Origin of the sequence: Acinetobacter sp. ANC 3832 (assembly GCF_002135415.1) — a bacterium.
Taxonomy (GTDB): domain Bacteria; phylum Pseudomonadota; class Gammaproteobacteria; order Pseudomonadales; family Moraxellaceae; genus Acinetobacter.
In genome coordinates this window covers 19,088-32,704 of the sequence record NZ_NEGJ01000001.1, presented here as the reverse complement: position 1 = coordinate 32,704, position 13,617 = coordinate 19,088, and the positions used below count along the sequence as shown (strand labels likewise).

15 protein-coding genes are annotated in these 13,617 nt (G+C 37.2%); 9 read left to right on the top strand and 6 right to left on the bottom strand.

The genetic code is table 11. The features are described 5' to 3' along the window. Nucleotides 1–44: 44 nt before the first annotated feature. Nucleotides 45–1,310 carry an MFS transporter gene (locus B9T35_RS00150; RefSeq protein ID WP_086189122.1) on the bottom strand — a complete coding sequence of 422 codons (1,266 nt, stop codon included), beginning with the start codon at nucleotides 1,308–1,310 and terminating at the stop codon, nucleotides 45–47. A gap of 234 nt (nucleotides 1,311–1,544) precedes the next feature. On the opposite strand from B9T35_RS00150, the gene rpmI reads away from it, so the two are divergent. Together rpmI and rplT are read left to right on the top strand one after the other, a co-directional pair. Then, entirely contained in the window at nucleotides 1,545–1,739 is a 195-nt protein-coding gene (rpmI, locus tag B9T35_RS00145; RefSeq protein WP_086189121.1) for a 50S ribosomal protein L35, read from the top strand. 11 nt (nucleotides 1,740–1,750) lie between these two features. After that, complete coding sequence (rplT, locus tag B9T35_RS00140) at nucleotides 1,751–2,110, top strand: 50S ribosomal protein L20 (RefSeq protein WP_086189120.1); 360 nt, start codon at nucleotides 1,751–1,753, stop codon at nucleotides 2,108–2,110. Nucleotides 2,111–2,387: 277 nt separating this feature from the next. On the opposite strand, the gene B9T35_RS00135 is transcribed toward rplT, so the two are convergent. After that, the gene (locus B9T35_RS00135) at nucleotides 2,388–3,317 is read right to left on the bottom strand and encodes a hypothetical protein (protein ID WP_086189119.1); all 930 of its coding nucleotides are present in this window, start codon (nucleotides 3,315–3,317) and stop codon (nucleotides 2,388–2,390) included. Nucleotides 3,318–3,372: 55 nt separating this feature from the next. Between B9T35_RS00135 and B9T35_RS00130 the strand changes: the two genes are divergently transcribed. The 4 genes from B9T35_RS00130 (at nucleotide 3,373) to B9T35_RS00115 (ending at nucleotide 5,408) form a co-directional block, all read left to right on the top strand. Continuing rightward, complete coding sequence (locus B9T35_RS00130; RefSeq protein ID WP_086189118.1) at nucleotides 3,373–3,750, top strand: hypothetical protein; 378 nt, start codon at nucleotides 3,373–3,375, stop codon at nucleotides 3,748–3,750. 101 nt (nucleotides 3,751–3,851) lie between these two features. Next, a complete protein-coding gene (locus tag B9T35_RS00125; RefSeq protein ID WP_086189117.1) occupies nucleotides 3,852–4,049 on the top strand; it encodes a hypothetical protein in 198 nt (65 codons plus the stop codon). A 144-nt stretch (nucleotides 4,050–4,193) separates the two neighbouring features. Beyond that, nucleotides 4,194–4,724: an AAA family ATPase gene (locus tag B9T35_RS00120; protein ID WP_086189514.1), complete on the top strand. Its 531-nt coding sequence runs from the start codon at nucleotides 4,194–4,196 to the stop codon at nucleotides 4,722–4,724. A 135-nt stretch (nucleotides 4,725–4,859) separates the two neighbouring features. Further along, nucleotides 4,860–5,408, top strand: coding sequence for an NADAR family protein (locus B9T35_RS00115; RefSeq protein WP_086189116.1), 549 nt, complete (start codon nucleotides 4,860–4,862; stop codon nucleotides 5,406–5,408). A 25-nt stretch (nucleotides 5,409–5,433) separates the two neighbouring features. Here B9T35_RS00115 and B9T35_RS00110 read toward each other — a convergent pair whose 3' ends face one another. After that, a complete protein-coding gene (locus B9T35_RS00110; protein WP_086189115.1) occupies nucleotides 5,434–6,465 on the bottom strand; it encodes a hypothetical protein in 1,032 nt (343 codons plus the stop codon). A gap of 156 nt (nucleotides 6,466–6,621) precedes the next feature. Here B9T35_RS00110 and pheS point away from each other — a divergent pair, with 156 nt between their 5' ends. From pheS to B9T35_RS00095, 3 genes are all read left to right on the top strand, one after another. After that, nucleotides 6,622–7,602 carry a phenylalanine--tRNA ligase subunit alpha gene (gene pheS, locus B9T35_RS00105; RefSeq protein WP_086189114.1) on the top strand — a complete coding sequence of 327 codons (981 nt, stop codon included), beginning with the start codon at nucleotides 6,622–6,624 and terminating at the stop codon, nucleotides 7,600–7,602. Between the two features lie 139 nt (nucleotides 7,603–7,741). Beyond that, nucleotides 7,742–10,123, top strand: coding sequence for a phenylalanine--tRNA ligase subunit beta (gene pheT, locus B9T35_RS00100; RefSeq protein WP_086189113.1), 2,382 nt, complete (start codon nucleotides 7,742–7,744; stop codon nucleotides 10,121–10,123). Beyond that, nucleotides 10,120–10,419: an integration host factor subunit alpha gene (locus B9T35_RS00095; protein ID WP_086189112.1), complete on the top strand. Its 300-nt coding sequence runs from the start codon at nucleotides 10,120–10,122 to the stop codon at nucleotides 10,417–10,419. Before pheT ends, B9T35_RS00095 begins: the two co-directional genes overlap by 4 nt. A 376-nt stretch (nucleotides 10,420–10,795) precedes the next feature. On the opposite strand, the gene B9T35_RS00090 is transcribed toward B9T35_RS00095, so the two are convergent. The 3 genes from B9T35_RS00090 to trxA all read right to left on the bottom strand — a co-directional run bounded on the left by B9T35_RS00090 (nucleotide 10,796) and on the right by trxA (nucleotide 13,405). Next, the gene (locus B9T35_RS00090; RefSeq protein ID WP_086189111.1) at nucleotides 10,796–11,068 is read right to left on the bottom strand and encodes a hypothetical protein; all 273 of its coding nucleotides are present in this window, start codon (nucleotides 11,066–11,068) and stop codon (nucleotides 10,796–10,798) included. A 411-nt stretch (nucleotides 11,069–11,479) separates the two neighbouring features. Then, nucleotides 11,480–12,748: a transcription termination factor Rho gene (rho, locus tag B9T35_RS00085; RefSeq protein ID WP_086189110.1), complete on the bottom strand. Its 1,269-nt coding sequence runs from the start codon at nucleotides 12,746–12,748 to the stop codon at nucleotides 11,480–11,482. 330 nt (nucleotides 12,749–13,078) lie between these two features. Then, a complete protein-coding gene (gene trxA / locus B9T35_RS00080; RefSeq protein ID WP_086189109.1) occupies nucleotides 13,079–13,405 on the bottom strand; it encodes a thioredoxin in 327 nt (108 codons plus the stop codon). Nucleotides 13,406–13,617 lie beyond the last annotated feature (212 nt).

Sequence of the window (13,617 nt, the reverse complement as noted above, 5' to 3'; positions counted from 1 at the left end):
ACTCGCAATAGAAAAAAGCACCGATTGGTGCTTTCTTATCGGTTTTAATCTTTTCTGGACTCTTCATGTCCTTTGGTAATATCGACTTTGAATAGATCAGAAGTTTTCATCCAACTCAGGGCAACCACGGCCATCGTCATACATCCACCAACAAGTGTAGCTGCAATGGTTCCCATGTATTTAGCGGCTAAGCCTGATTCAAAAGCACCTAACTCATTACTTGAAGATACAAACATCCCATTCACAGCAGCAACCCGCCCACGCATATTTTCAGGTGGATAAATCTGTAGAATCGTTTGGCGAATCACAACCGAAATACTGTCACAAGCACCTGTCATCATTAAGGCAAATAAAGATAACCACATTGAATTTGAGAATGCAAAGATAATCGTAAACACACCAAAACCTGCGACAGCAAGTAGCATGTTGCGCCAAGCATGATGGGTCGGTGGGAATTTGGTCAGCGCAATCATGGTCACAAGTGCACCAATGGAAGGAGCAGCACGTAAATAACCTAAGCCTTCTGGACCAATTTTTAGAATATCTTCTGCAAAAATCGGTAGCAGGGCGATCACACCACCAAAAAGAACGGATACTAAATCTAAAGAAATTGCCCAAAGTACAATCTTGGTTTTCCAAATAAAACGGAAACCTTCGCTTAAGCTATCTTTTAAATTATTGTGTTCTATCGGCGGGAATGTGCGTTTTTGTAAAATAGAAATCAAACAAAAGCAAATAAACAGAAGTACTGCCACAGAAATTAAGCTAGTTTCACGTCCTAGACCTGCCAACATAAAACCACCCAGCATGGGTCCAATAATGACACCACTTTGCCAACCAATAGTCGTCCATGTTGCACCATTGGCGTAAAGCTCTCGTGGGATTAAGAACGGTTTTAATGATGTTGCAGATGGATTATAAAATCCACGGATTGTACCTAAACCAAAAATGACGGCATAAATTCCCCAAGATAATTCACCAATACCAATATGACCTAAGCCATAGGCGTGAAATAAGCCCCACAATACAATGGGTAATGGGAAAGCAAAGAATAAACAGATTTTCATAATGGTCTGTTTATTAAACTTATCTGCGAAATATCCACCCCATAAGGAGAGGGCAATGAATGGAATGGCTTCAGCTAAACCAATAAAGCCCAATGTGAGTGGATCTTTAGTAATTTGATACAGCGAATAAGCAACAATAATTTCTTGAATTAAAATTGCGAGGGTTAAACAAAACTGATTAACCGTAATAATTGAAAAGTCTCTATATCTTAGTGCTGCAAAAGCATCCTGCGCAGGGTTCATAGTGATTCAGTTTTATCATAAGGTGATTATTATAAAGCTTAAGCATTTACTTGTTTACATATTCATCTGCTATTGGATATTGGAAATAGTGTTTAAATTTATCTCTACGAAGCTAAAATATTGTGGCTTTTGCTTTTGTTTTATACAGTTTTACTTTAGAATACTGACTCCCTTACCTGCAGGTCGTTTTGCAATGGTGCAGACGTTCCGAACAGGTGTTCAAAAGAGGTTGTTATGCCTAAGATGAAAACTCGCCGTGGTGCAGCTAAACGCTTTAAAGCGACTGCGAACGGCATCAAGCGTAAACAAGCGTTCAAACGCCACATTTTGACCAAAAAATCTGCTAAGCGTATTCGTCAGTTACGCGGCTGTGTCATGGTTCACGTAAGTGACGTGAAATCAGTTCGTCGTATGTGCCCATACATCTAAGGAGATTATAAATGGCTCGTGTAAAACGTGGTGTACAGGCGCATCGTCGTCATAAAAAAATTCTTGCTCGTGCTAAAGGTTACTATGGCGCGCGTTCACGTGTTTATCGCGTAGCGTTCCAAGCAGTAATTAAAGCTGGTCAATATGCTTACCGTGACCGCCGTCAAAAGAAACGTCAATTCCGCGCTTTGTGGATTGCACGTATCAATGCTGGTGCTCGTTTAAACGGTTTGTCATACAGCCGTATGATTTCTGGCTTGAAAAAAGCTCAAATCATCATCGATCGTCGCGTTCTTGCTGACATCGCTATGCATGATGCAGTTGCATTTGCTGCTATCGCTGAAAAAGCGAAAAGCGCATTAGCTGCTTAATCATCTACGATGATTTAAAAAAAGACCGCTTTTTAGCGGTCTTTTTTATTGGGTTATTTTTTAATAGCTTTATATAATGCAAAAAATAAAGCGATAACGAGTATAAAGATATTTCCCCAATGAACAGCAAAATAAGCAAGTGCCCATAATGCACAGTAACACCAAAGAAAATACGATAAAAACGTTATAAATCCCCACCAACTGAAAGACGAAGTTTCAGAATTTTCTCTAGTCTCTTTGGTTCCTAAATCGTGATGAGTAAAAATATTTTCAGAAGTTATAGGATTATTATTGATTGAGTATATGGAATCTGCAGTCCAGTAAAATAATGATGATTATGAATACCAGAGTTTTGATAGTGATTAGCACAGTGCTTTATAAGAATGGGGTGAATTAATGATAGGGCAGATGAAGCTACATCAAAATCTTGTTTTGCCTGATCATCCATTTGTATATAATCTGAGTACTCATTTTTAGGATGTGATGCACCGTCATATTGTCTTTTAAGTATTGCGGTATTTTCAAGTAAATTGGATGCATAATTTTTATGAAAGGTGAAAGGAAGTATTGGATATTGTTTCTCTTTTTGATGATTAAATAAATCTCCCTCATAACAATTATTGGTTTCTAATTGAATGGGATAGATACCATACCTTTTTGCAATGGCATTACAATATACATGTTTTTCAAATTCCTTTAAAAAGAGTTCCCAGTTAATAAGGCGTAAATCTTGTTCAATGATTTGAATATTTTCAAGTTCTAATTCATGTAAGGTATAAGCTTCAGTTTGATTATAGTAGTTAGAGTAATTCGAAAATATCTCATTTTGATGTTCATCAAAAGATTGCCATTGCGCTTTTTCTTGACACGAAATTAAGACTTTATATTGTTGTTCAGGAAAATGAGCAATAATACAGAATGCATTTTCAGAGTCACTAAAATAAAAAATTTTAGATTCTAATTGAGGAAATGTAAGATCACTAGCAATATGTAAACTTAATCTTGTAGCCCCAAGCTCTTTTAAACTATTCAATATGTGAGATGCTGAGCCGCATAAAAGTGTGCCGTGTTGTAAGTCTCGTAAAATGGGGAAATGGTTAAATAGTAAAGGGTGGCGATCTAAAATTTCAGATTCAATAGAGCTTGTTAAATATTCATTTCCATAGCTAATTAAAGCAATTTGTCTATATGCTCTTTCTAAATACACTTATGATTTACCTGTTATTATTTGTTTAGTAATCGCATAGCATGAATATTAATTGATGAGAAAACAATATCACTTCCGTGAGGTTGGTGAAGATACCTATATTTGGGATGTTCATCGTTTGGTTGAACTGAGTCAAAATTTTAAAGTTAAAAATATTCTTTTGTCTGAGATAAAAGAACTTAACGAAGCTTATTGGTTTTCAGATATACATCCCACGACTCAACAGATTATTGAGCATATTGAATTGATCAATGCTGCGGATTTAAGTTATCCCATCATCCTATGTGCAGATGGAAGATTGATGGATGGTATGCACCGAGTGGCGAAGGCAAAGTTGCATCATCAAACCTATATTTCTGCTGTGCAGTTCGAGCAAACACCGGAACCTGATTTTATTAATGTAGATGAAGCTGATCTTGAATATGATGATTAATTCAATTTGTGTAGATGCATTACACAACATCTACATGAAACTCATATTCGTTTCGAGTAACTTTGCATAGATTGTAAAGACAATAAAAATTGGAGTTTTACATGCAGGTTCATATTGAAGGTTTAGAGCAGGGCACAATAGAAGTGAATTTAGAGGTTTTGCCACGTGAAGGTGAGTATTTACGGGTAATGTATGGTGCTGATGCGGAAGTGCATGGTGAAGTTGCATCGATTAGTCATTATATTAACCAACATGCAGATGAGCATAAAATTACGATAACGCTGAAACCTATCAATTAATTTTTATAAAATAGATCGAATATTTTACATTTGTACTAACAGTCTTTTCTTTGCTCTCTATGGTGTAATGAAAAAGTTTTATGTAGAAAATCTATTAAAAGTAGCTAGAATTGGCTACTTTTTTTATTGGGGGAAATAAAAGTGCTGAAAAAAATTAATGTAATTGGTACAACAGGCAGTGGAAAGACCACCTTTTCAAAAAAACTCGCTGAAAAGTTAGACTTAGCTTATATCCAGTTGGATGATTTATTGTGGTTAGATGATTGGCAAGAAACACCAGATGAGCCTTTTTTTGAAAAATTACGCAATCAATTGGATTTAGCATCAGAAGGTTGGGTGGTTGATGGAAATTACACGCGGACTCAGTACATTACATGGGAAGATGTTGAAACAGTGATTTGGTTGGACATGCCTTTTCACATTAATCTATTTCAATCTGTGCAACGTGCAGTAACACGTGCGCTATCAAAAGAAAAACTATGGGAAAACTCGAATAATCAGGAAAGCTTTCAAAGAATGCTGAGTCGAGATTCTATTTTATGGTGGATGATCAAAACCTACCGTAAAAATCGTAAAAAATACTTAGAGAGAATGCGTAATCCAAAATATGCACATATCCAGTTTATTCATTTGAGATCGAGAAAAGAAGTACAGACGTTTTTACAACAGCTTTAAAGATGTAGAAATTGACCTTTTGAATGTTTCGTTTACTCAGTTGCTAAGATCATTTAACAGTTGCGATATAAAGATTGAGTGCAAAGTTTAGATGTTTAGTTTTGAATTTAGAAAGTATATAGAGATCGCAATATAATGAGTGATATTCAGTATTTAGAAGATTTACAAGAACAAGTTCGCAAGGGGCACCCTTTAAAATATTTATGCTTTTGGGGGCATACGCCAAAACACAAAGATATTGTGGATAAGAGTTGTTTTAGTCAGTGGTATCCATCTGTCTTTGAAGTTGATGGTTATACTTATCAAAATGCGGAACAGTTTATGATGGCGCAAAAAGCAAGATTATTTAAAGATGATGGAATTTTTGAAAAAATTCTTAAAGCTGAAAATCCTAAAGAGGTGAAAGCTTTAGGTCGTTTAGTCAAAAATTATAATGAAGAGATGTGGGTAGAGCGTCGTTTTGAAATTGTCGTTCAAGGTAATTTGGCTAAATTTTCACAGAATTTAGATTTAAAACAATTTTTACTGAATACATCTGACAGCGTAATTGTTGAAGCCTCTCCTGTTGATAAAATTTGGGGAATTGGTCTTTCAACAGATGATGAAAAAACACAGCAACCTTTACAATGGAAAGGCCTGAATTTACTTGGTTTTGCTTTAATGGAAGTCAGAAAGCAACTCTAAAGTTGCTTTCTTTTATTCCGAGCATTTATAAACCAAAGTAATAAGCGGCAAGGCAAATGATGATGGTAATGATAATTAAAGTCAGAACACTTGATTTACCGACTTTATGATCTGAAGCATTTGCTTTAACTCGGGATGTTTGCTTGTTCTCAGTCGTAGTATGATCAAAAGGTGAAGCAATTTCTTTCGGTGTTAAACGTGCTGTTTTATAATGATTAGCAACTTTAACGATAAATTTCTCCGTTAAATCATCAAGCTTTTGAGCAAAATGCCGTAGGTTTAGTTGTTCATCTGGGTTTAAACTTTCACCATTCTCATTGTATGGATGTTTAATTTTTTCTTGTAAAAAGCCAGACAAAGCATCTAAACGGTATAAAGTCTCGTGGGCATAATCAGCTTGGTAATCCGTTGGTAATAAAGATAAGTAGATACTTTGTTTTGAAAGCTCGCCATTTTTAGTCAAAGCTTGCTGCATACCATAATAGGGTAAATCTTTATGGGTTGGTTCTTGAAAGCCTTGTGCATAGCGTGTATCAAATAATTCATTATCTGTATAAAGCTGAATATCATCCCAATTCGGTTGAATCAAATCCTGATCAATTCGTTTAATTATTTTGGGATTTAAATCAAAGCGCCAAAAGGTTTCATGTCGAATATTCGAACGTTGTTCAGTTGGAATATCATAATCATTATCTGCTGTGTACCATTCAGCCAGTTCTTTACCAAAAATCCATGCAGTTTTTTTGGTCTTTTCATGGCTGACAATAAAATGCGCAATCGGTAATAACTCTACATTTGCATTTGGATTCTGTTCATCATTCAGAACACTTGAGCTATGCAAACTGATTCTATATACACCTTGTTTTTTCAGACCTTCTAGCCAAATCTGAAAATGTTGTGCAAGCAAATGTTGTGAGAGCAAGTCTCTAAACAGAAGCGCATGCTGATTGAATATAGAATGTTGCACCCAACGATTAAAACTTAAATCTTGAGTGAGATATTCATTACCATAAGTAATGAGCGTAAGTTGTTGCTTCCAGATTTGGTCGAGTGCCATTGTTATTGATCTCATTGACAGTCTGATTATCTTATACTTTTTATAAATCATATTACTAATCTAATTTTCCTGTTTAGGAGGCTTCATCCATCTGCATAAAAACTGTTAGAATAGCGAGTTATATTATTTTTCTAAATTGTTGCTTTGAGAGTTACTATGTCATTGGAAGCCCTGACCACTGAAGCGCTCGCTGCGATTGCAGCAGCTCAAGACCTTGCTACACTCGATCAAGTACGAGTGCAATTCACGGGGAAGAAAAGCCTGCTTGCTGAACAGTCAAAATCATTGGGCAAAATGGATCCTGAAGAACGTAAGGTTTTTGGTGCGCAAATTCATGCTGTGCGTGAAGCGATTACCACAGCTTTAACTGAACGTCAGACAGAATTACAAAAAGCTGCATTAGAACAAAAGCTTGCTAATGAAACCATTGACATTACTTTGCCAGGTCGTGGTCAAACTGTGGGTAGTATTCACCCAGTGACTCAAGTGCAAGAGCGGATTTGCCAATTCTTTACCAAAGCAGGTTTTACTGTTGCAACGGGTCCAGAAGTTGAAGATGACTATCACAACTTTGAAGCATTGAATATTCCGGGACATCACCCTGCACGTGCCATGCATGATACGTTCTATTTTGATGTGAATCATTTATTGCGTACTCATACTTCGGGCGTACAAATTCGTACCATGGAAACGACTCAACCACCGATTCGTATTGTATGTCCGGGTCGTGTATATCGTTGTGACTCAGATCAAACGCATTCGCCAATGTTCCATCAAATTGAAGGTTTATACGTGGCTGAAAATACCAGCTTCGCAGAGCTGAAAGGTTTATTGGTGAATTTGTTGAATGAATTCTTCGAAAAAGATTTAACTGTACGTTTCCGTCCATCTTATTTCCCATTCACTGAACCAAGTGCCGAAGTGGATATTATGGATGAGCGTGGTCGTTGGTTAGAGGTTTTGGGTTGCGGTATGGTGCATCCGAATGTACTTCAAGCTGCGGGTATTGATCCTGAAAAATATAAAGGTTTTGCGTTTGGTTTAGGTGTTGAGCGTTTTGCAATGTTGCGCTATGGCATTAATGACTTACGTATGTTCTACCAAAATGATGTGCGTTTCTTACGCCAATTTGCTTAATGGTTTATCGGTTATTTAAAAATTATTGAAATCCCCCTAAATCCCCTTTAATAAAGGTGGACTTTCCTACTGAAAATATAGTGGATGTGTTTCCCTTCTTTTAAAAAAGAAGGGTTAGGGGAGATTAAGGAATGAATGTATGAAAATTAGCGAAAATTGGTTACGCACGTGGGTGAATCCTGCTGTAAACAGTGAAACCTTATCTGATCAATTGACCATGTTGGGTCTTGAAGTGGATGAAATGGTTCCTGCTGCGAAAGCATTTACAGGTGTTGTGGTTGGTGAGGTTCTGACTGTCGTTCAGCATCCTGATGCTGATCGTTTACGTGTGACGACTGTCAATATTGGTTCAGGTGAGCCATTACAGATTGTATGTGGTGCGCCAAACGTACGTGTCGGTATGAAAGCACCTGTTGCAACCATTGGTGCAGTTTTACCAGGTGATTTCAAAATCAAGAAAGGCAAACTTCGTGGTATGGAATCACAAGGAATGTTGTGTGGTGCTTCTGAAATTGACCTTGAAGATAAAATTGATGGTCTTTTAGAGCTTCCTGCTGATGCACCGATTGGTATCAATATCCGTGAATATTTAAACCTAGATGATCATGTGGTTGATATTAGCATTACGCCAAACCGTGGTGACTGTTTCAGTGTTCGCGGTATTGCACGTGAAATTGCTGTGATTAACCAATTGGTTGTCACAGCGCCTGAGATTAAAGAAGTTGCTGCAACAATTACTGATGAGAAAAAAGTAGTTGTTAGTACTGAAGGTTGCCCACGTTATTTAGGTCGTGTGATCAAAAATGTGAATACCAAAGCAGTAACGCCTACATGGATGGAACAAGCATTATCACGTTCAGGTATTCGTCAACACAGTATTTTGGTTGATATTACCAACTATGTGTTGATGGAGCTTGGTCAACCCTTACATGCATTTGATGCAGGTAAAGTTCAGGGTGCAGTACATGTACGTCAAGCAACAGCCAATGAAAAATTAGTGTTGTTGAATGAGCAAGAAGTTGAACTTGATGAAAAAATCATGGTCATTGCTGATGATGAAAAAGTATTGGCAGTTGCAGGGATTATGGGTGGATTATCTTCATCTATTACCGATGCAACCACTGAAATTTTCTTGGAATCAGCATTCTTTGCGCCATTAGCGATTGCAGGTCGTGCACGTCGTTATGGTTTACATACCGATGCTTCTCAACGCTATGAACGTGGTGTGGACTTTGAATTGCCAATGATCGCAATGCATCGTGCATCACAATTGATTGCAGATTTAGCGGGGGGTGAGTTTGGTCCAATTACTGTGACTGAAAAAGCTGAGTTATTACCAACGCGTGAAGCGATTGAGTTAAAGCAAGCTCAGGTCGATCAACTACTAGGTTATCAAGTGGAATCTGCATTTATTACGGATGCTTTACAGCGTTTAGGCTGTGAAGTTACCGTGAAAGCAGAAGGTGAGTGGAGTGTAGTTCCACCTTCACATCGTTATGATATGGCGATTTATCAAGATTTGATCGAAGAAGTTGCTCGTATACATGGTTATGACAATATTAAAATGAGTCTACCTGTGATTGATGTGAAACTTGCGAAGCATCAAGATCAGTTTGAACTTCCAGAATTACGTCAAACTTTGGTGACACTTGGTTATCAAGAAGCAATTAGCTTTAGCTTTGCAGATTTAAAACTTGAAAAACAGTTAAATCCAAATGTAAATCCTTTGGCTTTAGCCAATCCGATTTCAAGTGATTTGGCTGTGATGCGCTCGACGTTACTTTCAAGTTTAATTCCGTGCGTACAATACAACCTTAACCGTCAACAAAATCGTGTTCGTTTCTTTGAATTGGGTTTACGTTTTGATTATCAAAATGCTCAAAGCATTGATGATTTAAAACAGATCCCAACACTCGCAATGATTGCTGTAGGCTCTAAGCAAGCTGAATCTTGGCATGGCAAACCACAAGCAATGGATTTCTTTGATCTCAAAGGTGAGGTTGAGGAAGTTTTAGCTGCTGGACGTGTTCAAGTTGAATATGTTCGTTCGGAACGTGAGTGGTTACATCCAGGACAATCTGCTGAAATTTTAGTGGCCGGAAAATCGATTGGTTACTTAGGTCGTTTACACCCATCTTTGGAGGATAAGTTAGATTTAAGCGAAACTTGGGTGGCTGAACTCGATCAGTTGGCTGTTTTGCAAACTTATGTATCTAATTTTACAGAATTATCACGATTTCCATCGGTTAGACGTGATATTGCACTTTTAATTAGTGATAAGATTAATGTAAGCGAAATTCAGCAACTTATCGAAAAAACGGGTAGTGAGCTTTTAGACTCGGCTTGGTTATTCGATGTGTACACTGGTCAAGGTGTTGAACAAGGTAAACGCTCTTTAGCATTTGCATTGTTATGGCAACATCCATCCCGTACGCTTGAAGATGCTGAAATTAAATCCGGTATGGATCAAGTAATTGAAGTGTTGGAAAGCACTTACCAAGCGACATTGAGGGCCTCATGACAGCATTAACAAAAGCAGAAATGGCTGATCATTTGAGCGAGCTCACGAGTTTAAATCGTCGTGAAGCAAAGCAAATGGTTGAGTTGTTTTTTGATGAAATTAGCCAAGCATTAATTGCCGGCGAACAAGTCAAACTTTCAGGATTCGGTAACTTTGAGTTACGTGATAAACGTCAACGTCCTGGTCGTAATCCCAAGACTGGTGAAGAAATTCCGATTTCAGCCCGTCGAGTTGTAACGTTCCGCGCTGGTCAAAAATTTAGACAACGCGTTGGAACAGAACAAATTGATGATTAATTGATTTGAGTCTGAGGAAGCCTTAAATGTTTTACATTTAAGGCTTTTTTATTGCTAAATATTTTGTATAAATTATTAATAGGGTGATTGCAGATCATTTGAATAATATTGTTTACATAACTACTGATAATGGTTAGATGATGAATTCAGGAGATAATAAGATAGTGAGGGAATAATGGTGTTTTATGACAGTAATTTGAAAATGGGCAGAGAAATAAGTGAAGAGCTTTGCAATGGGTATATTTGATTTTTATTGAGGTAGAGTAACGTAGTTTATATTAGATAATTATAAAATATAAAAATTGACTATTAATATTTTAGATATAAAAAAAGAGAACCAGAGGTTCTCTTTTTTCGATAATAATCTAAAAGACTATTATTGAGCAGCAGAAGCAGTTGCAGTAGCATCAGCAGCAGCATCTACAGCTTCAGAAGCAGCAGCAACAGCAGTGTCAGCAGCAGCAGTAGCTTCAGAAGCAGCGCCTTGAGTAGCAGCATCAGCAGCAGCAGTAGCTTCAGAAGCAGCTTCTACAGCTTGAGATGCAGCAGTGTTAGCATCAGCAGCAGCTTGTTCAGTTTTTTTAGCACAACCAACGAAAGCTAAAGTAGTAGCAACTGCAGCAGCAATAGCGATTTTTTTGAATAACATGGCATCACTCTCATTAAATAATTTGAGACAAAAAAACCCAAGTTAGCCTGTTGTGTGCTTTTATTATTCCTAACGTTCGATAGGTCAACAACGCATGGAGCAGTCTAACTGGTATGTCGTTATGCTATCACTGCGCTTGTGTAATATCTACTGCCTAAATGAAAAAAACTTCAAAAAACGATGAAAATTTGATACTTTTTTAACAGGAAGTTACAATCAAGAAGCGCTTTTATATTGGCTTGTTATTAAGTAAATGGTTAAAAAATAATATTTTTTAATATTTAATCGTAAGATTTAAGGATACTTTAGAGATAAGCTTACAAAGTAAAATGACAATTGTGTATTTATGTAAATAATGTCAACCAATAAAAAAACCACCTCAAAAGGTGGTTTTTTATATTGAAAATATAATTAGTTTGTCGCTTTACGCTTCATTTGATCAAAGAAATCATCATTGGTTTTGGTTTCTTTCATGCGATCAAGCAAGAATTCCATCGCTGCAAGTTCATCCATAGGGTGTAGAAGTTTACGTAGAATCCAAACTTTACGTAAATTTTCTTCACTCATGAGACGTTCTTCACGACGAGTACCAGATTTTTTGATATTCATTGCAGGGAAGACGCGTTTTTCAGCGATACGGCGATCAAGGGTAATTTCTTGGTTACCTGTACCTTTGAATTCTTCGTAGATCACTTCATCCATTTTACTGCCTGTTTCAATCAATGCAGTAGAAATAATGGTCAATGAACCGCCTTCTTCGATGTTACGTGCAGCACCAAAGAAACGTTTAGGACGTTCAAGGGCATGTGCATCTAAACCACCTGTAAGAACTTTACCTGATGACGGAATAACCGTGTTATACGCACGTGCCAAACGAGTAATTGAGTCAAGAAGAATAACCACATCTTTCTTGTGTTCAACCAAACGTTTTGCTTTTTCAATCACCATTTCGGCAACTTGAACGTGACGTGCAGGGGCTTCATCAAATGTTGATGCAACCACTTCACCACGAACAGTACGTTCCATTTCCGTTACTTCCTCTGGGCGTTCATCAATAAGAAGAACGATCAGAAAAACTTCTGGGTTATTACGCACAATCGACTGAGCGATGTTTTGTAATAACATGGTTTTACCCGCTTTTGGTGGGGCAACAATAATTGAACGTTGACCTTTACCAATAGGAGCAACTAAATCGACAACACGTGAAGTTAAATCTTCTGTCGTACCATTACCTAATTCCATAATCAACTGTTCAGTTGGGAATAAAGGCGTCAAGTTTTCGAACAGAATTTTATTACGTGAGTTTTCAGGCGTATCGTAGTTAATCTGGTTAACTTTTAATAATGCAAAATAACGTTCGCCTTCTTTGGGTGGGCGAATAGTACCCGTGATGGTATCACCAGTACGTAAATTGAAACGACGAATTTGTGATGGACTCACGTAAATGTCGTCTGGACCTGCAAGGTAAGATCCTGCGGCAGAACGTAAGAATCCGAAACCATCAGAGAGAATTTCAAGAACACCATCTCCGAAAATTTCTTCACCATTCATCGCGTGGCGTTTGAGGATGGCAAAAATAATATCTTGCTTACGATTGCGCGCCATTCCTTCAAGGCCCATAAATTCAGCAATCTTGATGAGTTCGCCAATCGGTTTTTTCTTGAGTTCAGTTAAGTTCATATATGGTCAGATTGATAATAAGGATGTGTGGTACACAGATAAAGGAAAAAGAAGCAAAAGTCGTCCGCAGTACAAGAATTGAGATGCAATTGTATTTGCACAAATGCAAACTCAAAATCTAATTAGTTCTTTCGAGGAGAAATGTATAAAACAATTTCTGTTGCCGAGCGGCGATCTTATGTGTTGTCTTTAAAGAAACTGGAAAAAGAAGCCCCAATGTTCCTTGAGCAAGAAATATAAGTGAGATCAGATGATTTGTCAATTTACAAGCGAAAAAAATGCACTATAACTTTTATAGTGCATTTTTAAATCATCCGTTATTGGCTTGATTTAGATGTTTTCTTCAATGAATGCAGTTAATTTAGACTTTGGCACAGCACCAATTTGTTGTGCAACTACTTCACCATCTTTAAACATTAATAATGCTGGAATATTACGAATGTTGTAGTTCACAGCAGTACCTTCACAAGCCGTAACATCAACTTTTACGATTTTGACTTTGCCTTCGTATTCTTGCGCAAGCACTTCAAGTACTGGAGCAATTGCTTTACATGGCGCACACCAGCCTGCCCAGAAATCTACAATTACAGGAATATCAGATTTTAAAACGTCTGCTTCAAAGTTTGCATCAGTTGTATTAACAATATTGTCAGACATGGTTTGCTCCAAAAATGATTTTAAAGATGAATATATCTATGGATATAAGTATTACATAGTCATCTTTAACAATGTAGGGGAATGCCTAAATTTTCGATCTAAATTGTGAATTTGTCCAATTGATGCTCACAATAGTGATAATCGGTTTTATATGTTTCTTGTCACACAATTGTCATATATGTAGAAAAAATAAATACTCATTCAATTGTCTC

Excerpts from the sequence above, each read along its gene's own strand:
- B9T35_RS00110 (WP_086189115.1), bottom strand. The coding sequence starts at position 6,465 with ATGGCACTCGACCAAATCTGGAAGCAACAACTTACGCTCATTACTTAT.
- pheS (WP_086189114.1), top strand. The coding sequence starts at position 6,622 with ATGTCATTGGAAGCCCTGACCACTGAAGCGCTCGCTGCGATTGCAGCA.
- pheT (WP_086189113.1), top strand. The coding sequence starts at position 7,742 with ATGAAAATTAGCGAAAATTGGTTACGCACGTGGGTGAATCCTGCTGTA.
- B9T35_RS00130 (WP_086189118.1), top strand. The coding sequence starts at position 3,373 with ATGAGAAAACAATATCACTTCCGTGAGGTTGGTGAAGATACCTATATT.
- B9T35_RS00125 (WP_086189117.1), top strand. The coding sequence starts at position 3,852 with ATGCAGGTTCATATTGAAGGTTTAGAGCAGGGCACAATAGAAGTGAAT.
- B9T35_RS00095 (WP_086189112.1), top strand. The coding sequence starts at position 10,120 with ATGACAGCATTAACAAAAGCAGAAATGGCTGATCATTTGAGCGAGCTC.
- B9T35_RS00115 (WP_086189116.1), top strand. The coding sequence starts at position 4,860 with ATGAGTGATATTCAGTATTTAGAAGATTTACAAGAACAAGTTCGCAAG.
- B9T35_RS00150 (WP_086189122.1), bottom strand. The coding sequence starts at position 1,310 with ATGAACCCTGCGCAGGATGCTTTTGCAGCACTAAGATATAGAGACTTT.
- rho (WP_086189110.1), bottom strand. The coding sequence starts at position 12,748 with ATGAACTTAACTGAACTCAAGAAAAAACCGATTGGCGAACTCATCAAG.
- trxA (WP_086189109.1), bottom strand. The coding sequence starts at position 13,405 with ATGTCTGACAATATTGTTAATACAACTGATGCAAACTTTGAAGCAGAC.
- rplT (WP_086189120.1), top strand. The coding sequence starts at position 1,751 with ATGGCTCGTGTAAAACGTGGTGTACAGGCGCATCGTCGTCATAAAAAA.
- rpmI (WP_086189121.1), top strand. The coding sequence starts at position 1,545 with ATGCCTAAGATGAAAACTCGCCGTGGTGCAGCTAAACGCTTTAAAGCG.
- B9T35_RS00090 (WP_086189111.1), bottom strand. The coding sequence starts at position 11,068 with ATGTTATTCAAAAAAATCGCTATTGCTGCTGCAGTTGCTACTACTTTA.